Origin of the sequence: Serratia sp. G204Y (genome assembly GCF_051172435.1) — a bacterium.
GTDB lineage: Bacteria > Pseudomonadota > Gammaproteobacteria > Enterobacterales > Enterobacteriaceae > Serratia > Serratia sarumanii.
Window position 1 is genome coordinate 520,439 of the sequence record NZ_JBPIZA010000001.1, and the last position, 22,684, is coordinate 543,122.

Genomic DNA, 22,684 nt, shown 5'->3' on the forward strand with positions numbered 1-22,684 from the left:
TCGACGGGAGAGTGACTCAGGTGCAAAGGATGAAACGAAAACTGAAAAAGGACAGCCTGCCGCAGCGCTGCGAATGGCGCTATTACGCCGCGATGGGCGGCCTGGCGCTGATGTTGCCGCTGCTATTGCCGAAAGCCGTCGCGGCCGACAACTGGCAGGTGGAAGGCGCCAACGGCGTGTTGCAGGTGCGCGGCGCGCTGACGGAGAGTGCCTGTCGGTTGGAGATGACCAGCGCGCGGCAGGATATTTGGCTGGGGGAAACCGGCACCGCACGCTTGCGGCAGGCCGGCGATCGCGGGCTGCCGGTGGCGTTCGAGCTGCGTCTGCAAGATTGTCTGCGCGCCTCGACCAGCCAGCGCGATGCGCGCACCGGCGCACTGACCTGGGCGCCGAACCAACCGGCGGTGACGGTCAGCTTCGGCGCGCCGGCGGATATGGACAACCCACAGTTGGTGAAAGCGCAGGGCGTGTCTGGTCTGGGGCTGCGCCTGCTGGACGGCCGCGGCCACGATGTTCGCCTGGGCAGCCGCGGTGAGCCGCTGATGCTGACGCCTGGGCAGAATACCTTGAGCTACACCGTCGCGCCGGAGCGAACCGCGGCGCCGTTGATGGCCGGCGCTTATCGGGCGGCGGTGGATTTTAGGCTGAGTTATGACTGAGGCGGCGAGATGGCGCAGATGATGAAACGAAGCCGAACGGCGCTCTGGCTGGCGGGGCTGTTGGCGCTGGTTCAACTGTCGGCTGAGGCGAACACCCTGGTGAACGTGCGGGTCACCGTGCTTTCCCCTCCCTGCGTTATCAACGGTGGGCAGCCTATCGAGGTGAATTTCGGCGATGAAGTGATGACCACCCGGATCGACGGCAGCAACTATCGGCGGCCGGTGAACTATACGCTGACGTGCAACGGGCAGAGCAGCAACGCTCTCAAACTGCAGGTTCAGGGGGCGGCGGCCGGTTTCGACGGTCAATTGTTGCGCACCAGCCAGGACGGACTGGGCATCGCGCTGCTTCACGGGGGCGGCCGCTGGCCGATCAATCAGTGGTTGAGTTTTACCTATCCCGTCACGCCGACGCTTGAGGCGGTGCCGGTGAAATCGGCCACTGCCAAACTGACGGCGGGCGAATTCACCGCCGGCGCGACGATGAAAGTGGACTATCAGTAACGCAGGAGCTAGAGCATGAAACAGCGTTTAACGGCGAGCGTGCTGCTGTGCGCCGGCGTGGTGTGCCACTTCGCCTGGGCGGAAAAAACGGTCGATATGCAGTTCCGCGGCACGCTGATCGAGCCGCCGCCCTGCACCATCAACGATGATGGCGTGATCGATGTGGATTTCGGCGATCGCGTCGGTATCAATAAGGTCGACGGCGTGAATTACCGGCAAACCATCGGCTATCGCATTACCTGCGAGCCGGGGATCGGCAAGTGGGACATGATGTTGCGCCTGAACGGCACGGCGACCTCTTTCGATGAGGCGGCGGTGCAAACCAACCACCGTTATCTGGGCATTCGCATTTACCAAAATGCCGCGCCATTCAAAGTGGGCAGTTCGCTGCCCATCGATCCGCTCAAGCCGCCGGTGCTGGAAGCGGTGCCGGTCGGCAAGGCGGGGGAAACCTTGACGGAAGGGGCGTTCGACGCCACGGCGACCCTGCAGGCTGACTACCAGTGAAGGAGGGAACACGTATGAAAATGACGCCAAGACGCCGCTGGGCGACGGCGGGGCTGTTGCTGTTTTCACTGGGCGTGAGCGGCATGGTGCGAGCGGCGGACAATCTGTATATGCACGGCGCGCTGGTGGCGGAGCCCTGTGTCATTCAGCCGGGCGACGAAGATATCCAACTGGATTTCGGCACTGTGGTCGACAAATACCTGTACCTGAATCAGCGCACGTTGAGCCAACCGTTCGAGCTGCGGCTGTCCGAATGCGATCTGAGTCTGGGAAAAACGGTGTCGATCACCTTCAAGGGCGAGGAAAACCCGCAGTTGCCGGGGTTGTTGGCGCTGGCGGCGAGCAGCGAGGCCAGCGGGATCGCCATCGGCATGGAAACCGCGCAAGGGCGGCCATTGCCGCTCAACAGCGCCGGCGGCAAATACCCGTTGCAGAACGGCAGTACGGTGATCGCCGTGCAGGCTTATGTGCGGGGCGAACCGGAGGCGCTGGCGAAGAAGACCATCGGTCGCGGCGCGTTCAACGCCATTGCGACTTTCAACCTGGACTATCAATAAACGCCGGGCCGGCCCGGTATTCGGTAAAACAGAATAAGGACCTGACGCGATGCAGCGTGCTCACTTCAGATGGATGTCTCTACTGCTTGGCCTGGCGCCGGGGCTGTGCTCGGCACAAATCTATTCGTACGTCACCCAAAGCACCGGCTCTCCCTCCAACGCTAGCTATAAGTTCGTGCTTGAAAGCTGGGATATGGACGACCTGTCGCCCAATCCCTGCTATCAGCAGGCAAATTGCGCTATCGGCATTAACCACCGGCATACCAGCACCAACACCGGGGGCACATCTTCGGTGTCACCGTCTGCCTACGTTGTCGGCTCGACGCGTTATCCGCAAATTACTCAATTGGCGACGATGGGCGAACTCAGCCGTTTTTATCAAAGCATCTATCCGTTGCCGATACAGGGGAGCACTTCGCACGTGGGGGAGTCGATCACTCAGGAGTGCGTCGGGTTGTTTTACAACACGCGCTCCGGTTCCGCGGTAACGGGGAGCAATGCGCGCCTGATGCCCAGCAGCGTCTGCGGCATCGCGCCGCCGCCGGTCGGGGTGTGCGGCATTGATGAGCAGCAGCTCGATTTGAACCATGGCGTGCTGCAGGACACTGAACTGGCGGGTAATACCGCGCGCGGCAGTCTGCGGGTGGTGTGTTCGCAGAAGATGAATATCGTCATGTATATCCGCACCGGCAGCAGCGGCCGTTTGGATCTGGGCAACAACTCGGGCGTCTACAGCACGCTGCGCATCAATGGCGTGTTGGGCAATCAGGGGTATCCGTTCACTGCCGACACGAGCGGCATCACGTTGCCGGTCACTTCAACGCTCGGCGTGACCGGAACGGTCAAAGCCGGTGATTACTCTGGGCAGTCGGTCGCCATTCTGGCGCTGCCGTAGCCGCTTGGTCGCGCTTAAGGCCGCGTATCACCGCAAGGCCGTCATCGGTCTTGTTAGCGCTGATAAGCGGAAAGGATGACGTGCATCTGGGTGCGAAAAGGGAGATTTCATGGAGAAGGTACCGATGGGAAATAGTCTGTCCCTGGCGTTCATCGATAACGACCGCTTTTTTATTGAAGGGCTGCAGCGGGTGCTGCTGTCTTATTTTGCCCGCAGGGCGATTCCGGTTCGATTGCTGGATCCCGCCGCGGCGGCGCAGGCGGATATGGTGTTCCAGTCCGTGGAAAGGGATTGGCAGGCGCGATTCTGCCTGTGTGCCGCAGAGGGCGGTAAACAGATTAATTTTTCTCTGCGTGCGCCGGATGACACCCGTTGGCGCGACAAGCCGCGCTGCATCAGCGAATCGGGTGTGATCTTTCGCAACGATACGATCGGCCTCGTGCTGAGCCGGGTGGAACAGGCGCTGGCGTTGCAGACGTCTGATAGCGAAGCGCGCCGCTGTTATTGGTGCGAGCGGCAGCGCATTACCCGCCGCGAACAGGATGTGATGCGCTATCTGGCCTGGGAAATGCCGCCGACGGCGATAGCGCGTTATTTGGCGTTGAGCGTGAAGACCGTCAGTAACCACAAACAGGCAGCGATGAGAAAACTGGGGTTCAAACGCAACGTCGATTTATACCACTGGCTGCGGCAAGGGGGCCTGAAAACCGTAGAGCGGTCGCGAGGAGAGGGGGGCGGTTCAGGTGCGCGGCTTGGCGCCGGAACCGCTGCGGCGTCAATACAGCAGCGTCATCGCGCTGAAGAACAGTAGCGTCAACACGATGATGATGACGTTTTGTGTGGCTTTGCGCACCAGTTTGCTGGCGCTCAGCCGGCTGTCGATGATGTAGAGCAGCGGCACCATCAACAGCACGTAGGCGAACATCAGCATGGCGGTAAAGGGCTGCAGGTTCATTCATGCTCCTCTTGTGCGTCATCATGGCCGATCAGGTGCACCAGCACGGCCTCCGTCTGATGGGGCAAACCAATAAAATGCGCAGTGGCGGGGGAGTTCGCCGCGAGCGGCAGAGCGGCGCGCCGCGTCTTCACCGCCGCTTGCAGAATTTTCTTTCGATGCTTCCGAGTATGGTCGACCATGCGCCTCCGAATAAAGCCGCCCGCAGGCGGCCGATCGTTGTATTGCCCATTAAGCTAGAGAAGGATTTCGGGCCGCTGCCGGGGCCACGCACTCATAATATTGCGAATGATAACCATTATCAATAATGAGAGTGAAAAAATTAAGGGTATTACGAGGGGCAGTCGGCGGGGCGGGAAAAGAAAAAGCACGCCTTGCGGCGTGCTTTGCGCGGTATTAACTGCAGCGGTTACTTCTGGTCGGGCAGGGCGTAAGCGACCAGATAGTCACCCAGCTTGGTGCCGAAGGAACCGTGGCCGCCGGCGAAGATCAGCACGTACTGCTTGCCGTTGACCTCATAGGTCATCGGCGTCGCCTGGCCGCCGGCCGGCAAGCGTGCTTCCCACAGTTTTTCACCGTTGGTCACGCTGAAGGCGCGCAGGTAGTTGTCTGCGGTGGCGCCGATGAAGAACACGTTACCGGCGGTGGTCACCGGGCCGCCCAGCATCGGCATGCCCATTTTGAACGGCAGCGGCAGCGGTGAGCTGTCGCGCACGGTGCCGATGCGTTTTTTCCACACGATGTCGTTGGTTTTCAGATCCACGGCGGAAATGTAACCCCAGGCCGGCTGTTTGCACGGCAGACCAAACGGTGACAGGAACGGGTTCAGGGTCACGCCGAACGGTACGCCATACTGCGGCTGCACGCCGGACTCGGTGCCGCTGCCGCCCTTGTCGCCTTCCGGCGGCTCAATCGGGTTGCCTGGGCCGCGTGGGATCAGCTTGGACACGAACGGCAGCGCGATCGGGTTGGCGATGGCGATTTCGCGATCGGTATCGACGGCCAGGCCGCCCCACTCGAACATGCCGAGGTTACCCGGGAACACCAGCGTGCCCTGCTCGGACGGCGGGGTGAAGGTGCCTTCGTAACGCAGGCTGTGGAACATCACGCGGCAGACCAGCTGGTCATAGATGGTCGCGCCCCACATGTCCGCACCGGTCAGTTTCTTCTCAGGACGGAAGGTCAGCTCGGAGAACGGCTGGGTCGGCGACAGGCGGTCGCCTTTGGCCGGGCCCTGCGGTACCGGTTTCTCCGGCGCCGGCACCACCAACTCGCCGTTGGTGCGGTTCAGCACGAAGATGTTGCCGGTTTTGGTCGGCACGTAGATGACCGGCACTTTTTTACCGCTCTTGTCGGTAATGTCCGCCAGGGTCGGCTGCGCCGGCACGTCCATATCCCACAGGTCGTGGTGTACCGTCTGATAGAACCAGGCCAGCTTGCCGGTGGAGGCGTTCAGCGCCAGCAGGCCGCTGGCGTAGCGCTCCATTTCCGGGGTGCGATCGCCGCCCCAGATGTCCGGCGTGGAAACGCCCATCGGCAGATAGACGATATCCAGCTTGGCGTCATAGGCGGCCGGCGCCCAGGAGTTCGGCGAGTTCGGCACGAAGTGATGCTCGTCCGCCGGGATGGCGTTCGGATCTTTCGCGCCCGGATCGAAGGCCCACAGCAGCTTGCCGCTGTTGACGTCGAAGCCGCGAATGACGCCGGAAGGCTCGCGGTTGGAGTAGTTGTCGGTCACGGCGCCGGCGATGACGATCACTTTATCGGTGATCACCGGCGGCGAAGTCGGCTCGTAGTGGCCCGGCGTCGCATACGGCATGTTGCTCTGCAGGTTCAACTCGCCGTTGTTGGCGAAGTCCGGGCACGGTTTGCCGGTGTCGGCGTCCAGCGCGAACAGGCGGCCGTCGTTGACCGGCAGAATGATGCGGCGCGCGCACATCGCCGGTGCGGCATCGCCGGCGGCGCCCGCGGCTGCAGCGGTTTCGTGGTAAGACACGCCGCGGCAGGTGATGTGCTGGAAGGTCGGGTTGTACTTCAGCTGCGGATCAAATTTCCACTTTTCTTTACCGGTGGCGGCATCCAGCGCGAACAGCTTCTGGTGCGGCGTACACATGTAAAGGGTATCGCGGATCTTGATCGGCGTGACTTCGTTGGTGATCTCACCCGGATCGTTGGCGGTCTTCAGATCGCCGGTCTGGAAACGCCAAATCTCTTGCAGCTGGCCAACGTTTTTGTCGTTGATCTGGCTCAGCGGCGAGTAACGGGTGCCTTCCTGGGTGCGGCCATAGGCCGGCCAGTCGGCGCCGTTGGCGTCTTTCGGCTGCACCTGCGCGGCGTCGAGAGTGCCGTTGATCTCTTGCGGATCGTTGAATACGGCATAGGCCAGCGCGATGACGGTGATTGCCAGCGCCACGCTCAGCGCACCGTAGGCGAACTTGCCGTTGGCGACCAGCTTACGGTAGATAAACGGCAGCACCAGCCACAGGCCGAAGAAGAAGGTGACGTCCAGGCGCGGCGTCAGCGCCCAGAAGTCCGGGCCGACTTCCCACAGGGCCCAAATAGTGGTGCCCAGCAGGAATACCGCGTACAGCAGCAGCGCGGTGGCGCGGCGGCGGAACAGCAGCCAGGAGGTCGCCAGCAGCACCAGCCCGGCGATGATGTAATACAGCGAACCGCCCAACTTGGCCAGCCAAATGCCGCCGCCGAGCAGATAAAGCCCGCTCAGCGCGGCAAATAGCGCCGTTATGACGATAAGCGGCGATAGTGACGCTTTATTTTGCATAGCAATACCCTTACCAAAAATGAAAGTCCCCGATTTAGAGATTAAGCCAAATCGGAAAAAACACGCGGTTTATCCCTAATATTTCAGCGGGAAGCCGCTAGGGTGACGTAAAACCCATCCCGTTTTTTAACCTTAAGGTGCTTTGCCTTATTCAAAGCGGTAAGACAAGGTGGCGCCGCCACCCCAGTTGCGACCCGGCGCCGGCTCGAAATAGCGGCCGTTGCCTTCGTTGACGATCACCGAACCGACGTAACGGCGATCGAACACATTGTCTACCCGGCTGAAGACGTCCAGCGCCCAGCGGTTCCAGGTAAAGCGATAACCGGCGTTTACGCCGGCCACGGTGTAAGAGGGCGCCTGCGCGCTGTTGGCGTCGTTAGCCTGAATGTCGCTCATGTAGCGCAGCTCCGCGCCGGCGTGCCAGCCTTCCGGCGGCGCCCAGGCCAGCGAGGCGTAGCCCATATTGCGTGCGATGCCCGGCAGGCGATTGCCGGCGGGGGTACAGCCGGATTTACCGCACATATCGCTGCGGTAGGTGGCGTCCAGCAGCGTCCAGGCCATATTCAGGCGCCAGTCCAGCGCAAACTCCTGATCCAGCGCCAGTTCGAGGCCGCGCCGCCGGGTTTTGCCGGCGTTGGCATAGCTGGTGCGCCCGCCGCTGCTTTCCGCCACCACCAGTTCGTTGTCGGTCTCGGTCTGGAACAGGGCGGCGCTCACCAGGCCGTTGCCGAGGCGCAGCTTGCTGCCCAGCTCGACGGTGTCGCTGGTAGACGGCTGCAGGCCGATGTTGAGGCCCGCCTGGCCGTCGGGGCGGTATGAGAGCTCGTTGATGGTGGGGGTTTCAAAGCCGCGGCCGGCGGAGAGATAAAGGTTCCACGCCGGATTGATCTTGTAGTTGAGCGAGCCCATCGGCAGCCACTGGTGGTAACGCTTGCTGCCGCTGTCGTCGCCGTTGAGCGGCGTGATGTAATAGTCGGTCGAGTCGAAGCTGACCGTGCTGTAGCGCAGGCCGGCATCCAGCGTCCAGTGCGGCGTCAGTTGCCAGGAGGTTTGCAGGTAAGGATCCAGGTTCCAGATGCGGTTCTTCTCGTTGCGCCGCTGGTCGCCTTTCTCGCCGTAGTCCACTGTGCCGTCTCGCAGAATAAAGTTTTCGAACCCCTGCCGGCGTTCGGTCATGGTTTCATAATCCAGACCGCCGATCAGTGTTACCGGTAACGATGCGAGAGTATCCTCATGCTTCCAGCGAGTGTCAATGCCCTGATATTTTCTTTCCAGCACGATCACCCCGCCGGCGTGGGTGGGGTTGAGCTGCGGCCCCATCGGGATCGATTGGTACTGCGTGGTGTGGCGCTCGCCGTGGTAGGCGGTCAGGGTCAGTTCGTCGCGTTCACTCATCTGGCGCTGATAGCGCAAGCCGGCCTGGGTCTGGTCGAGCGATTTGCGGGTGTTGTATTGATCCGCGCGCGGCGCCTGGCGCGGGTTTTCCTTCCATTCCGCCTCGGTCAGGCCGCCCGGATCGCCGGCATCGATTGAGACGCTGTTGAACATCAGCGTCAGGGTGCTGACGTCGTCCAGCCGCACGCCGAGCTTGCCGTTGCCGAGGTTTTTCCGCGCGGCGCTGTGATCGCGGTAGCCCTGGGTAGTAAAGCGGGTGCCGGAGATGGCGTAGTTGACGTCGCCGGCCTGGGTGCCGTCGCCGGTGGCGCCGGTCGCTTTCACCCCGTAGCGCCAGGTGTTGTCACTGCCGAAATAGCCGCCGGCCTCCAGCGTCGGCGGCTGGGTGCCGGTAATGGTGTCAACATTGATGACCCCGCCCGAGGCGTTGCCGTACAGCGCGGAATAGGGGCCGCGCAGCACCTCGATGCGTTCGACGGAATTGATGTCGATATTGGAGGTTTGCCCTTGGCCGTCGGGCATGGTGGCGGGAATGCCGTCGACGTACATGCGCACCCCGCGCACGCCGAACATCGAGCGGCTACCGAACCCGCGTATCGACAGCTGCAGATCCTGCGCATAATTTTGCCGGTTTTGGATCTGCAGGCCCGGCACGCTGCCGAGGTTTTCCGACAGGTTAATCTGCGGCGCGGCGTTGCGCAGGTCTTCGCCGTCGATCACGCTGACGGAGACCGGCGACCCCAGCTCCGTCAATCCGGTGGGTTGCGCCATCACCACCAGGGTGTCGCTGTCTTTTTGCTCCGCCGCCAGGGCCGAGCCGATATAGATCGGCTGTAGCAATAACAGGGTTGCCGGGGTCAAGGCGGGACGTTTTTTATTCATCAGATAATTCTGCCAATAATGCTGAAAGAGTTGCCCGCAAGGGGGCGAAAATAGCCATTTTTGACTCCCTGTACCGGCATTCAAGGGGAAGGAAACTGCATCCTGCAAAGAGTATAGGATATTCCGATATCGTATGCTTTGGAATAGCGCAGCCGAAAGAGGCGTGTTTTCAATTAAGAAAATTCTCTATTCAATAGCGATGTGCTGGGCGTTTTTAAATCACCCTGGCTTATCTTAAACATAATCTTATTCGTTTTTTTAATTTGTTTATCTCATTTATTTTATTAATGAATGCAATGTGGTTAATTCATTAGTGGAAAATAAAAATCTATTTCATCTGATTGATTTTTATCATATTTATTTATTTGTATTTTTGTGGCTTTATTTTTTATAAAAATAAAATAATATTCCCTCTTATGTTTTTTAGGTTTTCAGTTAACAGCTCAATCGTATAACGCTTACGGTATTTATGTCATGCATAAATATCTATTTATATATTTACGGAATATATTAAAAGGGAATTGATTTATGGACGCGCTCATCGCTTCACCCTATACCCACACATTTTGGAATGAGTACATGCTCAATCCACACTCCTGCGAGTACAACCTGGTGCTGGATCAGACGATTGAGGGAGAATTGGACGTCGGCCGACTGCGCGCGGCGATCGACGGGGTTTGCCGTGACTATATTCTGTTTCACCACGTTCTGGATGACAGCGCCTCGCAATTACGCTGGGTAAGGTCGGCGAAAAAAATTGCGCTGGAAACGCTCGATGCCGATTGCGATGTCGGTAAGTTAATCAACACGCCGTTCGATCTCCGGGAAGGGCCGCTGTGCCGCTTCTACCTGATTGAGCTGGCTCCGCAGCGCTATAACCTGATCATTGTCGTTCATCACATCCTGATCGACGGCCTGTCCGGACAGGAGTTCTACAGCGCCGTTTCCGCCTATTACAATCGCGGCACGGCGGTGACGCCGCCGCAGGCGGATGAAACGGACATCAGCACATTGTACCGGCGCTATGAGGCGGATATCGCGGCGTTGAAACACGAGTTCGGTTCCGCGTCATTCTGGGGCGACATGCTGGCCGAATGCGCCCCGCGCGTGGCGTTGCCTTATCTCCCCGGCGCAGCGGCCGAAGCGCCCGGCGCCGGCGAAGTGCGCTTTGCGTTGCCGTTCGCTGAGTGGCAAGCGCTGAAATCCGGCGTCAGGTATGCCAATCCTTTCCTGATCTTCAAAACGCTGTGGGCGCTGCTGATCGCCCGACAATCTGCGCAGGAAACGGTGCATATCGGTTATCCCATCGCGCCGGAGGGCGGCGAGGCGCTGTTCTTCGGCGCACAGGTCAACACTGCGGTGTTTCCCTTGACCCTCGCCCCGGGAGCCACGTTCAATCAGCTGTACCGAGCGACGCTGGCCTACAGCAAAGCGCTCAAGGTGGCTGGCAAGCTGCGGCACAGCCAATTACCGGTTTATGACATGCTGAGCCTCAGTCCGGTGCGTCAGCTGAACGTCAACTTTACCCAGGCTTACCTGAAAGATGCGCCGCTGGCGCTCGAGGGGTGTCGCATTGGCGTCAATCACCGGTTCAATGTCGATCTGGCCGGTTCGGAACTGCTGCTGGAGTATCAGCCCACCGAGCAGGCCTTTGAGTTTCGCCTGCGCTACCGCCCCGATCTGTTCGACGCGACCCAGATGGCGGAGATGGCGGAGCAGTATCTCTGGCTATTGCAGCGCGCATTAACCGAACCGGATGCGCCGATTGCCGCTTGGCCGCAGCTGACGGCGCAACAGGTTTTGCGCTGCCGCGACGCCTGGGAGAGCGGGCCTGCAACGGCCGACGCGGAAGCGACGCTGCTCGACGGCCTGGCCCGCCAGGCGCGCCGTCACCCGGAACGCATCGCCGTGACCGACGCCAAAGGATCGCTCAGCTACCGCCAGCTGGCGCAGCGCAGCGATCGTCTGGCGCTGCGGCTGCGGGCGGAGTATCAACGGCTGCGCGGCGTGGCCATGCCGCCGGAGACGCTGATCCCGCTGTATCTGCAGCGCAGCGCGGAGGCGGTGGTGGCGATGCTGGCCATCATGAAGGCGGGCGGTGCCTATGTGCCGCTGGATCCCGCCGCGCCGGCGCAGCGGCTGGATTATATCCTGCAAGAGGTGAACAGCCCGATCGTCCTGACCGAAAGCGCGTTGCAGGCCGCGGCGCAGCGATTGGCGCCGGGCGATCTTTGCCTGTCGGCGGATGAACCGCTCGCCGACGCGGACGCCGCGAGCTTGCCGCGTGTGGACGCCCGGCAGTTGGCCTACGTGATTTACACCTCCGGCACCAGCGGGCGGCCAAAGGGCACGCTGTGCGAACACCGGGGTGCGGCCAACATGGTGCTTGGCCATACGCAGCGTTTGTTGCGCAATGAGCCGGATGCGCTCAACTGCCTGCAGTTCGCGTCGCTGGCCTTTGATGCGCACGTCTTTGAGGTGTTCATGGCCCTGGGCAACGGCCACCGGCTGTTCATCGCGAGCGAAGCGCAGCGACGAGATCCGGCGTTGTTGTGCGAACAGATGGCGGCCTGGTGCATCGAGGCCTGCTTCCTGCCGCCGGCGCTGCTTGGCGCCTTCCCTGAATTGCCGGCTTCGGTGCGCTATCTCGCGACCGGCGGCGAGGCGAGCGCGCAGGAAGCGCTCGACCATTACCTGGCCCGCGGCATGCAGGTCGCCAACATGTATGGCCCGACCGAAGCTTCGGTCAGCGCCAGCCTGAATATTTATCGCCGCAACGGCGCACGCAATATCGGCCACGCCATCGCCAACATGCGTTGCTATGTGGTTGACGAGCACGATAACTTGCTGCCGCTGGGGGCGGAAGGCGAGCTGTGCCTGGCCGGCGTCGGTCTGGCGCGCGGATACCTGAACCTGCCGACGTTGACGGAGGCCGCGTTCACCGCCAATCCTTTTGAACTGCGTGAGCCGTACCGGCGCCTGTACCGCACCGGCGACAGAGTGCGGCGCTTGGCCGACGGCAGTCTGGAGTACCTCGGACGGCACGATCAGCAAATCAAGATCAACGGCTATCGCATCGAATTGGGCGAGATAGAAATGCAGCTGCGCGCGCTGCCTGAGGTGGCCGAGGCGGTGGTGAGCCTGCGTCCCGGCACGGCGGATCAGCTGGCGGCCTGGTATGTGCCGCAACCTGGCGCGGAGCCGGAGGCCGGCGACATCTTGCAACGGCTGGCGGCGCAGCTGCCGCACTACATGTTGCCCTCGGCGATGCGGGCGCTGGCGGCGCTGCCGCTGACGGTGAGCCGCAAGGTCGATTACCGGGCATTGCCGGAACCTTTGCCGATCGAGCCGCAAACGGCGTTTCGCCGGCCGTGTTCGCCGCTGGAGATTCGCCTGTCGGCACTGTTCAATCGGCTGCTGGGGGGCGATGTCGGCGTGGATGACAACTTCTTCCGCCTCGGCGGCAACTCCATGATGGCGATCCGGCTGTGCCACGAAGTGAATAAACTGCCGGGGGCGAAGATCTCGGTGCTAACGTTGAATCAGCACCCGACGGTGGCCGCGCTGAGCGAGCACATCGCTGCCCAGCGTCAGGCGCCGCCGGACGAGCTGCCGATCCTCTCCGGCGGGCTGCGGGAGGCGCCGCTGTCGCTTCAGCAGTCGCGGCTGTGGTTTGTTCAGCAACTGTCGGTGAACGCCACGCATTATCTGTCGCCGGTGCTGCTACGGCTGTCGCCGGATATCGATGACGAACGTTTTGCGGAGTGCCTGCAGGCGATCGTCGAGCGCCACCAGATCTTGCGCAGCCTAATTCGCCAGAATGATCGGGGCGAAGCCAGCCAGTGGGTCAGCGACACCGCGTTGCCGGTGCCTGTGCTAACGCTGAGCGCCGATGAATTTGACGCCGCGCTGACGCAAGCCTGCAGCCAGCCGATGGATTTGACGAGCGAGCTGCCGCTGCGCGCCACGCGCTACCGTTACCGCGATGCGGCGGAGCGGGAAACGACCGTTTGCCTGTTGGTGTTCCATCACATCGTCTTTGACGGCTGGTCGCTTGAGGTGCTGCTGCAGGAGCTGGACGCGCGCTATCGGGGAACGTGGCGTGAGGCGACAGAGCCTGCGTTGCAATACCTCGACTATGCGTGCTGGCAACAAGCGCCGGAAAATGTGCAGCGCCGGGCGGAAGAATTGGCCTTTTGGCGGCAAGCGCTGGCGGGCTGCCAGCAACTCTCGCTGCCGTTGGACTTTTTGCGGCCGGCGGTCTTCGACGAGCGCGGAGACAACAGCGAAGTGCCGTTGCCGGCGGCGCTGGTGAAGGCGCTGGATGCGCTGGCGCGCAGAGAGGGGGTGACGCTGCATGCGGTGATGCTGGCGGGGTTCATGTTGCTGTTGTCCCGCTACAGCGGCCAGAACGATGTCATGGTCGGCACGCCGTTGGCCAACCGCAGCCGCCCTGAACTGGAGAATCTGATCGGGTTCTTCGTCAATACGCTGCCTTTGCGCCGGCAGATCGACCCGCGCCATCGCGTCGTCGAGTTTGTGCGGCAGGTCGCGGCCACGACGCTGCAGGCGCAGCAGCATCAGACGCTGTCGCTGGAAGCGCTGGTGGACGACCTGGCGCTGCCGCGCGATTTTTCGCGCCATCCGCTGTTCCAGGTCATGTTCGCGTTGGAGAGCGAAGGAGGCGCACTGGCGCGCCCGGACTGGCTGTCGGTGGTCGACCTGAGCGCTTATGAACGCACCGCCAAGTTTGATCTCACGCTCACGCTAACGCCGCAGGGGGAGCAGATGCGCGCGCGCTTCAACTTCGCTTCGGCGCTGTTCAGCAAAGCGTCGATGGATCGGTTGGCCGGCTACTATCTCGCCGTGTTGCAGCAGATGGCGCACCACGACGACTGGCCGCTGGAAAATATCCGTCTGCAACCGCAGAGCCAGGCGCTGCCGGCGTCGCCCGCCTTCGGCTATGCGTTTGAACGCAGCCTGCAACAGGACTTCGTGCAGCATGCGCGGCGCAATCCGCAGGCCGTGGCGGTTGTCGACGAGCAGGGCGAAATGACTTACGGTGAGCTGCACGCGGCGGCGCTGACGCTTGCCACTCAGCTGCGCGTGCAAGGGCGGATGACCGGTGACGCCATCGCCGTCATCGCCGACAAGGGGCGCCGGCAGCCGGTAGCCCTGCTGGCGGCGCTGATGTGCGGCAAGGCGTTTTTGCCGATGGAGGCGGCATGGCCGCCGCAGCGGCGGCTGAACGTGATGGCGCAGGCCGGCATCAATACGCTGCTCAGCGATGCGCCCTGGGCCTGCGCCGAGATCAATCTGATCGAACTGAATGCCGCAGGGCTGGCGGCGCAGCTGCCGCTGCCGGAACAGCGCCTGCCGGCGCTGGATGCCGGGCCCGACAGCCTGGCCTATATCATTTTCACCTCGGGATCGACCGGTACCCCGAAAGGCGTGGCGATCGAACATCGCAGCGCGGTGAATATGCTGGAAGGCGTGCGGCGGTATTTCGGCCTCAACGAGCGGGATCGCAGCCTGGCCCTCAGCGCGTTGAGCTTCGATCTGGCGATCTTCGACATTTTCAGCCCGTTGAGCGCCGGCGGCGCGGTCGTGATGCCAGCCGAGCGGGATCGGACCAATCCGCAGGCCTGGTATCAGCTGATGATGACCCATCGGGTGACGCAATGGCTGAGCGCACCGGCGCTGATGGAGCTGTTGCTGGATTATGTGAACGGGGCGGGGTTGACGGCTGGGCCGGCACCGGCGCTGCGGGCGGTGATGGTGGGGGGCGACTGGATCGCCACCTCGCTGCCGGAACGCTGCCTGGCCTGGGCGCCGCACGGCCGTTTTTGCAGCGCCGGCGGCGCTACGGAGGCGGCGATCTTCACCATGCTGTACGAAGTGCCGCGCGGTCAGAAAATTCGGTCGGTCAGCATTCCTTACGGCAAACCGTTGCCGCACCAGCGTTGCTATATCCTGGATGCCGGGCGGCGGCCCGCCGCGCCGGGTGTCCGAGGCGAAATCTATCTGGCGGGGGAAGGCCTGGCGCGCGGGTATTACGGCGATCCGCAACGCACCGCCGAGAGTTTCTTCTGGCATGACGAGCTGCAGGAGCGGGTGTATCGCACCGGTGATGCGGGCCGATGGCTGGAGGATGGCAACGTGGAGTTTATGGGGCGCCTAGATCAGCAGATCAAACTGAACGGCTATCGCATCGAACTGGGGGAGATAGAACATGCCGCGCTCGCCTATCCGGGCGTGACCGCCTGTTGCTGCGTGCTCGTCACGCAACCGCAGCCCTGCCTGGCCGCGTATTACGTTGCCGATGAGGCGATCGCCCCTCAGGCGCTAGCTCAGCATTTGAGCCGCCAACTGCCTCCTTACATGGTGCCGCAGGCGCTGATGCAGTTGGCGCAGCTGCCGCTGACCGAAAACGGCAAGATAGCGCGACAGGCGTTGCCGCAGCCGGAAAGGGCGGCGCGTGAGTTTGTCGCGGCGCAGAGCGAATGGGAGAACGCTTGTCTGGCGGTGTGGCGCGATCTGCTGCAGCGGCAGGATATCGGCGTGGAGGACAATTTCTTCTCGCTGGGGGGCAACTCTCTTCTGGCTATCCAGGCCTGCTATCAGATCGGCCGGCGGCTGGCGCGCGAGGTCACGCTGAGCGAGCTGGGGCGCTTCCCGACGATCCGCTCGCTGTGCCGCGCGTTGCCGCAACAGGAGCAGGGCGCCGCGCCGGTGTCGATCCCGCCGCTGCGGCAGCGCGAGTATCCGCTCTCTTCTTCACAGCTGCAGCTGTGGTTTATCGAGAATTTGAACGGCGGCGGCAATCTCTACCACGTGCCGATGCTGTTCCGTCTCGGCGACGAGGTGTGCCTGGCGGCTTACGAGCGCAGTTTGCAGGCGGTGGTCGCCCGGCATCAGGTCTTGCACAGCCTGATTGTCCAGATGCCATCCCAAAGCGCCGTCGCCCGCGCCTGTGAACTGACGCTTTCGCTGGAGCGCGTGACGCTGGCGGCGGCGCACTGGCCGGACAGGCTGCGGCAGGATATCGACCGGCCGTTCGCGCTGGGGGCGGAATTGCCGATCAGGGCAGCCGTTTACCGGGTGGCGCAGCCGGATGGCGGGTGGGTGACTTACAGCCTGATTCTGGTGCATCACCTGGCGTTTGACGGCTGGTCGCAGCCGGTGCTGTTGCAGGAGCTGGACGTGCTGTATCAGGCGCAGCGGCAAGGGCAAGAGGCCGGGCTGGCGGCGTTGCCGTTGCACTATGGCGACTATGCCGTCTGGCAGCGGCGCTGGCTGGAATCCGCTCAGGCGGATGAGGCGAAGGCATATTGGCGACAAGCGCTGGATGGATGGCAGACGCTGGAAATGCCGCTCGATTTCGTGCGGCCGGCCCGCTTCGATCATCGCGGCGCCAACCACGTCATCGCGCTGCCGGAGGCCCTGACGATGCAGGCGACGCAGTTCGCCCGGCGCCAAGGCGTCACGCCGTTTGCGCTGTATCTCGCGGCCTTTAACCTGCTGCTCGGTTACTTCAGCGGCCAGCAAGATATTCTGGTCGGCACGCCGGTCGCCAACCGGCCGGTGGCGGAGACCCGCTCGGCGATCGGGTTCTTCGTCAACACGCTGCCGCTGCGTTCGCAGATCGACGATGCGGCGTCGCTGAACGACTATGTAAACCGGGTCTTTGACGGCGTGCTGCAGGCGCAACGGCATCAGAATTTGCCGTTGGATCAGCTGATCGAGCTGCTGCAGGTGCCGCGCGATCTGTCGCGCCATCCGCTGTTCCAGGCGCTGTTCGCGCTGGAGGAAGTGGGGGATGCGCCGGCCTGGCTGGCGCCGCAGGATCTGCTGGCGCACTACCAGGCGGCCAAATTCGATTTGACGCTGAGCATACAGCCGGCGCCGCAGGGCGGCAGGGCGATCTTCAACTATGCCACCGCATTGTTCTCACCGGCCACGCTGGCGCTGTTGGGCGAGTATTATCTGACCATCCTCACGCAGATCGTCAATCACGGGGAGCAGCGCGTCAGCCAGTTGGCGCTGGTCTCGGAGAGTGAAATGGCGCGGCAACGCGCCTTCCATCAATCCTGTCCGTCGGCCTACGATTTTGAGCGTGCCATCCATCATGATTTCATCCGTCAGACCGAGCGCCATCCGCAACGGCTGGCGATCGTCGATGAATGGGGCGAACTGAGCTACGGTGAGCTGTATCGGCGCGCGCTGACGCTGTCGCTGCAGCTGCGTCAGCACGCGGACATGCGCGCCGATACCATCGCGGTGATGGTGGACAAAGGGCGGGCGCAAATCATTGCGGTGCTGGCGATTCTGATGGCCGGCAAGGCTTATTTGCCGCTGGACGGCGCCTGGCCGGAACGCCGCCGCCTGGATATCGTCGCGCAGTCGCAGACCCGAATTATCCTCAGCAGCCGGGAGTGGGCGACCAGCGGCGAGGCCAGGCTGTTGACCATCGATCCGCAGGGGGCCGTCACGGCGTTACCGCCGGCGGCGCCGGGAGAGCCTGTCTTGCCGGCGCCTTCCGCGCTGGCCTATGTCATTTTCACCTCCGGCTCTACCGGCGCGCCGAAAGGGGTGGCGATAGAACATCGCGGCGCGGTGAACAGCATCATCGATACCTTGCGCCAGCTGGAACTCGGCGCGGACGATCGCGGGTTGGCGCTCAGCGCGCTGAGTTTCGACATTTCGGTGTTCGATATTTTCGGCCTGCTGTCGGTGGGCGGCGCTATCGTGATGCCGTCCGAAACCGAACGCTATCAGCCTGAGGCCTGGCATCGGCTGTTGATGACTCAGGGCGTGACCTTCTGGAACTCTGCGCCTTCGGTGATGACGCTGTTGGTAGAGCAGTTGGAATCCGCCGCGTCGCAGGCGCAGTGGCCGCAGCTGCGCAACGTGGTGCTGGTGGGCGAGGTGATCTCCCGCCAACTGCCGGCGCGCATTCGTCAATGGCGGCCGGGGTGCCGAGTCGTCAGCGCCGGGGGCGCGACCGAGAGCTCCATTTGGTCGATCCTGTACGACATCCCGGAGACGCCGATCCTGGCGCCCAGCGTGCCTTACGGTCAGGCGATGGCCCATCAGCGTTTTTACGTGCTGGATCGTCATCTGCGCGTGCTGCCGCCCTGCTTGCCGGGGGAGCAATACATCGGTGGGATCGGCGTGGCGCGCGGTTATTACCGCAATCCGTCGCTGACCGAAGAGAAATTCATCTACCATCCGGAGCTGGGGGAGCGGCTTTATCGCACTGGCGACGCCGGCCGCTATTTGCCGGACGGCAACCTGGAATTCCTCGGCCGTATGGATTTTCAGGTGAAAATCAACGGCTACCGCGTTGAACTGGGCGAGGTCGAGCAATGTGCGCTGGCGTTCGGCGCGATCAAATCCTGTTGCGCCGTCGTGCTGTCGGAGGCGCATCGGCAGCGCCTGGCGCTGTATTACGTCAGCGAGGCGCCGCTGGATGAATCGGCGCTGTTGGCCTTTATGAGCGGGCAATTGCCGTTGTACATGCTGCCTGCGGCGCTGATGCGGCTGGAAGCGTTGCCGCACAACTCCAGCGGCAAGCTGGATCGCAAGGCGTTGCCTGCGCCTGCGGCGAGCGAACCGCAGGTTTATGTCGCTCCCGCGAACGAGCTGGAACAGCAGCTGTGTGCACTGTGGCAGGCGGCGCTGCAGTGCGGACAGGTCGGCATGACGGACGATTTCTTCCTGCTGGGCGGCACCTCGATCAAGGCCATTTCCCTGTGTGTCGGCATGGGCGAATTGATGGCCGCGCCGGTGCCGGTGGTGCAGCTGTTGCAAAGTCGCACGCTGAAAAACCTGTTGGCCGCCAACGAACGCCGCCTGGTCTTGCCGCTTAACCGCTGGGCAGAGGGCGCGCCCGTCGTATGGATGATCCATCCGGCGCTGGTAGGGGCGGAGGCATTCCACGCTTTCGCCCAGCCGCTGCAGGGGCGATTCAACTGCTATGGCGTCGATAACCATAACCTTTACCATCAACCCGCCATCGACTCGCTCGGCGATCTGGCCGAACGGTATCTGAACGAGATGATCGCCGCCGGTCTGCTGCAAGGCGCCGGGCCGGTGCGCATTCTCGGTTGGTCGCTGGGGGGCATTATCGCGTTGGAGATTGCCGCCCGCCTGGAGGCGCGTGGCTGCCGTAACGTGCAACTGTATCTGCTGGACAGCTTCTACCGGCAGGCTACGGCGGAGTTGCCCTTGGATCAGCTGCTGCCGGTGCTGGGCATCGAAGGCGAGGCGGCTACACGCGCCATGGCCGCGGGGCAGGCGGAACGGCGGCTGTCTGAGGGGAGTCTGAGCCGCAGGCTGCAGACCACCAAGGTGACGCTGTTTAAGGCGACGGAGAGGAACCCGCAGTTGCCGGAGGCGGTCACGGCGCCGCTGCTGGCGGTGGCGGATAATGGGCTAGGCGCGGTCTGTGAGCGGCTGAGGGTCATCCCGCTGGCTTGTCATCACCATAACATCCTGCTGTGTGAGGAGGCGATCGGCCAAGCGCTCAACGATGACGTTTGATTCATGAGCCTGGCTCATAAGCCCAAGCGTATTTCGCCCCATAGTCATGGTGCCAACCGTGTTTTACAGTCATCACACCGGAGCGGCGCCGCGTCAGGCGGCGCCGGTATCAATCAGCGGGAGAGTGAAGATGCAAACACGCAAATTGGGGCGCGAAGGGCTGGAAGTCTCGGCGTTGGGGTTGGGCTGCATGGGGCTGAGTTTTGGCTATGGCCCGGCCACCGACAAACGACAGGCGATCGAGCTGATCCGTGCCGCGGTCGACGAAGGCGTGACGTTCTTCGATACCGCCGAGATTTATGGTCCTTTCACGAACGAGGAATTGTTGGGCGAAGCGCTGGCGCCGGTGCGCGATCGGGTTGTTATCGCCACCAAGTTTGGTTTCGATCTGTCGCAGCCGGCGGGGCAACAGGTGTTGAACAGCCGTCCGGAGCATATTCGCCGGGCGGTGGACGGTTCGCTGAAGCGCCTGCGGGTAGAGGCCATCGATCTGCTGTATCAACATCGCGTCGATCCCGAGGTGCCTATCGAGGAGGTGGCCGGGACGGTGCAGCAACTGATTCGCGAAGGGAAAGTGAAGTACTTCGGCCTGTCGGAAGCCGGAGCGCAAACCATTCGGCGTGCCCACGCAGTGCAGCCGGTCACGGCGCTGCAAAGCGAATATTCGCTGTGGTGGCGTGAGCCGGAGCGTGAAATCTTGCCGACGCTGGCGGAACTGGGCATCGGTCTGGTGCCGTTCAGCCCGCTCGGCAAGGGCTTTCTCACCGGCGCCATCACCGAGGACACCACCTTCGACAGCGGCGATTTTCGCAACCAGGTGCCACGTTTCAGCGCCGAGGCGCGCCGAGCCAACCAGGCGCTGGTGGATGTGCTGGGGCAGATAGCGCAGCGCAAGGGCGCGACGCCGGCGCAGATCGCTCTGGCCTGGCTGCTGGCGCAGCAGCCGTGGATCGTGCCGATCCCGGGAACCACCAAGCGCCATCGTCTGCAAGAAAACCTCGCGGCGGCGGCGGTCGCGTTGGCGGCGGACGAGCTGGGCGAGATTGAGCGCGCGCTTTCCGCTATCGACGTGATCGGCGATCGCTACCCGGCGCATCTGCAGAAAAACGTCGGGCGTTAAGCCCCGCGCCGCAGCGCCTCAATCAGCAGCGCAAAGGCGGTGGTGTGCTGCCTGCGGCTCGGATAATAGAGGTAATAGCCGGGAAACGGCGGGCACCAGTCGTCCAGCGCCATCTGCAGCCGGCCGTCGGCCAGCGGCTCGGCGACGGTATCTTCCGGCACAAAGGCGATGCCGAGGCCGAGCTGCGCGGCGTCGATCCGCTGGCGCAGGCTGTTGAAGGTCAGTTGCCCCTCCACCCGCACTTTGATCTCCCGGCCATCGCGGGCAAATTCCCAGGCGTACAGCCCGCCGAGGGTGGGCAGGCGCATGTTGATGCAGCGATGGTTTTGCAGCGCTTGCGGCGTGGCGGGGCGGCCGTAACGGGCGAAATAGGCGGGGGAGGCGACGGGCACCATGCGCATGTCCGGCCCTATGCGCACCGCCACCATATCCTTCGCCACCTGTTCCCCCAGCCGAATGCCGGCGTCGAATCGCCCGGCGACGATGTCGGTCAGGCTGTTGTCGACGGTGATTTCCACGTTGATATCCGGGTAATCGACGAGAAAAGTGCGCAACACCGGCCACAGCACCGCATCCACCGCGTGTTCGCCGGCGGTGATGCGGATGTTGCCGGCGGGCCGATCGCGCATTTCACCCAGCGCGTTCAGCTCGCTTTCAATCTCCGCAAAGCGCGGGCCGATGCTGTTGAGCAGCCGTTCACCGGCCTCGGTGGGGGCGACGCTGCGGGTGGTGCGGGTGAGCAAGCGCAGCGCCAGGCGTTCTTCCAGCCCGCGAATAGCGTGGCTGAGCGCCGATTGGGAAACCCCAAGCTGCGCCGCCGCTTTGGTGAAGCTGCGCTCCCTGGCCACCATCAGGAAAGCGATCAGATCGTTAAAGTTTTCTTTCAACATATCGGCACCGAAGAGGAAGGTGAGCGCACTGTCGCGCAGATTTATGAATTTAGCTCATAGCTCCTTGCGCATTTTACCCGCTAGTCGCCGGAAAAGCATGGCGCTATCTTGGCATCACTCACTCATGACGATCAGCGCCGGCGGTGAGAGCCGGCGCGGAGGACACGACAGATGAAAATACAACGCAGCGGTTCGATCCCATCACAGCGCGGTTCGGCGGATTATTTTACCGGGCAGGTACGCATTGACGCGCCGTTCGCCGGTGACGCGCCGGCCAGGGTGGGCGGCGCGACCGTCACCTTCGAACCCGGCGCCCGCACGGCCTGGCATACGCATCCGCTCGGCCAGACGCTGATCGTCACCCAGGGGCGCGGGTGGATCCAAATGTGGGGCGAGACCACGCAGGACATGCACCCCGGCGATATCGTCTGGATCCCGGCAGGCGTCAAACACTGGCACGGTGCGACGCCGGACACCGCCATGAGCCATATCGCCATCGCCGAAGCGGTGGACGGCAGCCCGGTGACCTGGCTGGAGCCGGTCAGCGAGGCGGAGTACCGCCAATAAGGCCGCTCAGGCCTCGTGGCTCTGCTCGCAAAACCGCAGGCGGTTGCCGAACGGATCGGTGAGATTCAGCTCCTTGCCCCAGTCGACAACCTCCACTCCCGGCCGGGCATAGCGGTAGTTTTTGGCCGTGAGCTCCCGGTGCAGCGCGTCGATATCGTGCACCGGGATGAAAAGGGCGGCGCCGGGCGTGCTGTCGCCATGGTGTTCGCTCAGGTGCAGCGTCAATCCGGCGCGGGTCACCTGCATGTACAGCGGCAGATCCTCTCTGAAACGATGCTCCCACGCCAGCGTGAAACCGAGAAAGTCCAGATAAAACTCTTTGGCCTTGTCGACCGCAAAAATGCGCAGGATCGGAATGGCGGGGGAGAAGGTGGTCATCGTTGATCTCACTGTTACGGAGGCAGTGCCTTTTAACCGCTGAAAAGA

At 62.7% G+C, this 22,684-nt stretch carries 15 protein-coding genes; 9 read left to right on the top strand and 6 right to left on the bottom strand.

Annotated elements, in window-relative coordinates; genetic code table 11:
* Window positions 1–29: 29 nt before the first annotated feature.
* From ACSBQQ_RS02555 to ACSBQQ_RS02580, 6 genes are all read left to right on the top strand, one after another.
* Entirely contained in the window at window positions 30–659 is a 630-nt protein-coding gene (locus ACSBQQ_RS02555) for a fimbrial protein (protein ID WP_203582615.1), read from the top strand.
* 18 nt (window positions 660–677) lie between these two features.
* On the top strand, window positions 678–1,163 hold the full coding sequence (locus tag ACSBQQ_RS02560) for a fimbrial protein (protein ID WP_223479916.1): 486 nt from the start codon (window positions 678–680) through the stop codon (window positions 1,161–1,163).
* 15 nt (window positions 1,164–1,178) lie between these two features.
* Window positions 1,179–1,670 (top strand): fimbrial protein, encoded by a 492-nt coding sequence (locus ACSBQQ_RS02565; protein ID WP_050438937.1) that lies wholly within the window; start codon window positions 1,179–1,181, stop codon window positions 1,668–1,670.
* A 14-nt stretch (window positions 1,671–1,684) separates the two neighbouring features.
* Entirely contained in the window at window positions 1,685–2,227 is a 543-nt protein-coding gene (locus ACSBQQ_RS02570) for a fimbrial protein (protein ID WP_369819406.1), read from the top strand.
* A 73-nt stretch (window positions 2,228–2,300) separates the two neighbouring features.
* Entirely contained in the window at window positions 2,301–3,122 is an 822-nt protein-coding gene (locus tag ACSBQQ_RS02575) for an MrpH family fimbial adhesin (protein ID WP_223181969.1), read from the top strand.
* Window positions 3,123–3,231: 109 nt separating this feature from the next.
* On the top strand, window positions 3,232–3,933 hold the full coding sequence (locus tag ACSBQQ_RS02580; RefSeq protein WP_080431110.1) for a helix-turn-helix transcriptional regulator: 702 nt from the start codon (window positions 3,232–3,234) through the stop codon (window positions 3,931–3,933).
* Here the strand turns inward: ACSBQQ_RS02580 and ACSBQQ_RS02585 are convergent.
* The 4 genes from ACSBQQ_RS02585 to pqqU all read right to left on the bottom strand — a co-directional run bounded on the left by ACSBQQ_RS02585 (window position 3,898) and on the right by pqqU (window position 9,136).
* Window positions 3,898–4,077: a hypothetical protein gene (locus ACSBQQ_RS02585; RefSeq protein ID WP_033635123.1), complete on the bottom strand. Its 180-nt coding sequence runs from the start codon at window positions 4,075–4,077 to the stop codon at window positions 3,898–3,900. The genes ACSBQQ_RS02580 and ACSBQQ_RS02585 overlap by 36 nt on opposite strands.
* Window positions 4,074–4,259 (bottom strand): hypothetical protein, encoded by a 186-nt coding sequence (locus ACSBQQ_RS02590; RefSeq protein ID WP_072265076.1) that lies wholly within the window; start codon window positions 4,257–4,259, stop codon window positions 4,074–4,076. The genes ACSBQQ_RS02585 and ACSBQQ_RS02590 overlap by 4 nt, the downstream gene beginning before the upstream one ends.
* A gap of 227 nt (window positions 4,260–4,486) precedes the next feature.
* Window positions 4,487–6,859: a glucose/quinate/shikimate family membrane-bound PQQ-dependent dehydrogenase gene (locus ACSBQQ_RS02595; protein ID WP_060419027.1), complete on the bottom strand. Its 2,373-nt coding sequence runs from the start codon at window positions 6,857–6,859 to the stop codon at window positions 4,487–4,489.
* Between the two features lie 147 nt (window positions 6,860–7,006).
* Window positions 7,007–9,136: a TonB-dependent receptor PqqU gene (pqqU, locus tag ACSBQQ_RS02600; RefSeq protein WP_060427835.1), complete on the bottom strand. Its 2,130-nt coding sequence runs from the start codon at window positions 9,134–9,136 to the stop codon at window positions 7,007–7,009.
* 528 nt (window positions 9,137–9,664) lie between these two features.
* On the opposite strand from pqqU, the gene ACSBQQ_RS02605 reads away from it, so the two are divergent.
* Complete coding sequence (locus ACSBQQ_RS02605) at window positions 9,665–19,681, top strand: non-ribosomal peptide synthetase (RefSeq protein ID WP_060427837.1); 10,017 nt, start codon at window positions 9,665–9,667, stop codon at window positions 19,679–19,681.
* 130 nt (window positions 19,682–19,811) lie between these two features.
* Window positions 19,812–20,801 carry an aldo/keto reductase gene (locus ACSBQQ_RS02610; protein ID WP_060427839.1) on the top strand — a complete coding sequence of 330 codons (990 nt, stop codon included), beginning with the start codon at window positions 19,812–19,814 and terminating at the stop codon, window positions 20,799–20,801.
* Here the strand turns inward: ACSBQQ_RS02610 and ACSBQQ_RS02615 are convergent.
* On the bottom strand, window positions 20,798–21,691 hold the full coding sequence (locus ACSBQQ_RS02615) for a LysR family transcriptional regulator (protein ID WP_039565350.1): 894 nt from the start codon (window positions 21,689–21,691) through the stop codon (window positions 20,798–20,800). The genes ACSBQQ_RS02610 and ACSBQQ_RS02615 overlap by 4 nt on opposite strands.
* Before the next feature lie 171 nt (window positions 21,692–21,862).
* On the opposite strand from ACSBQQ_RS02615, the gene ACSBQQ_RS02620 reads away from it, so the two are divergent.
* On the top strand, window positions 21,863–22,258 hold the full coding sequence (locus ACSBQQ_RS02620; RefSeq protein ID WP_060427841.1) for a (R)-mandelonitrile lyase: 396 nt from the start codon (window positions 21,863–21,865) through the stop codon (window positions 22,256–22,258).
* 6 nt (window positions 22,259–22,264) lie between these two features.
* Here ACSBQQ_RS02620 and ACSBQQ_RS02625 read toward each other — a convergent pair whose 3' ends face one another.
* Entirely contained in the window at window positions 22,265–22,636 is a 372-nt protein-coding gene (locus ACSBQQ_RS02625; RefSeq protein WP_060425962.1) for a glyoxalase superfamily protein, read from the bottom strand.
* Between the last annotated feature and the right edge of the window lie 48 nt (window positions 22,637–22,684).

Bases quoted from the DNA above. Each gene is read 5' to 3' on its own strand.
- ACSBQQ_RS02555 (WP_203582615.1), top strand. From the start codon at position 30: ATGAAACGAAAACTGAAAAAGGACAGCCTGCCGCAGCGCTGCGAATGG.
- ACSBQQ_RS02560 (WP_223479916.1), top strand. From the start codon at position 678: ATGATGAAACGAAGCCGAACGGCGCTCTGGCTGGCGGGGCTGTTGGCG.
- ACSBQQ_RS02565 (WP_050438937.1), top strand. From the start codon at position 1,179: ATGAAACAGCGTTTAACGGCGAGCGTGCTGCTGTGCGCCGGCGTGGTG.
- ACSBQQ_RS02570 (WP_369819406.1), top strand. From the start codon at position 1,685: ATGAAAATGACGCCAAGACGCCGCTGGGCGACGGCGGGGCTGTTGCTG.
- ACSBQQ_RS02575 (WP_223181969.1), top strand. From the start codon at position 2,301: ATGTCTCTACTGCTTGGCCTGGCGCCGGGGCTGTGCTCGGCACAAATC.
- ACSBQQ_RS02580 (WP_080431110.1), top strand. From the start codon at position 3,232: ATGGAGAAGGTACCGATGGGAAATAGTCTGTCCCTGGCGTTCATCGAT.
- ACSBQQ_RS02585 (WP_033635123.1), bottom strand. From the start codon at position 4,077: ATGAACCTGCAGCCCTTTACCGCCATGCTGATGTTCGCCTACGTGCTG.
- ACSBQQ_RS02590 (WP_072265076.1), bottom strand. From the start codon at position 4,259: ATGGTCGACCATACTCGGAAGCATCGAAAGAAAATTCTGCAAGCGGCG.
- ACSBQQ_RS02595 (WP_060419027.1), bottom strand. From the start codon at position 6,859: ATGCAAAATAAAGCGTCACTATCGCCGCTTATCGTCATAACGGCGCTA.
- pqqU (WP_060427835.1), bottom strand. From the start codon at position 9,136: ATGAATAAAAAACGTCCCGCCTTGACCCCGGCAACCCTGTTATTGCTA.
- ACSBQQ_RS02605 (WP_060427837.1), top strand. From the start codon at position 9,665: ATGGACGCGCTCATCGCTTCACCCTATACCCACACATTTTGGAATGAG.
- ACSBQQ_RS02610 (WP_060427839.1), top strand. From the start codon at position 19,812: ATGCAAACACGCAAATTGGGGCGCGAAGGGCTGGAAGTCTCGGCGTTG.
- ACSBQQ_RS02615 (WP_039565350.1), bottom strand. From the start codon at position 21,691: ATGTTGAAAGAAAACTTTAACGATCTGATCGCTTTCCTGATGGTGGCC.
- ACSBQQ_RS02620 (WP_060427841.1), top strand. From the start codon at position 21,863: ATGAAAATACAACGCAGCGGTTCGATCCCATCACAGCGCGGTTCGGCG.
- ACSBQQ_RS02625 (WP_060425962.1), bottom strand. From the start codon at position 22,636: ATGACCACCTTCTCCCCCGCCATTCCGATCCTGCGCATTTTTGCGGTC.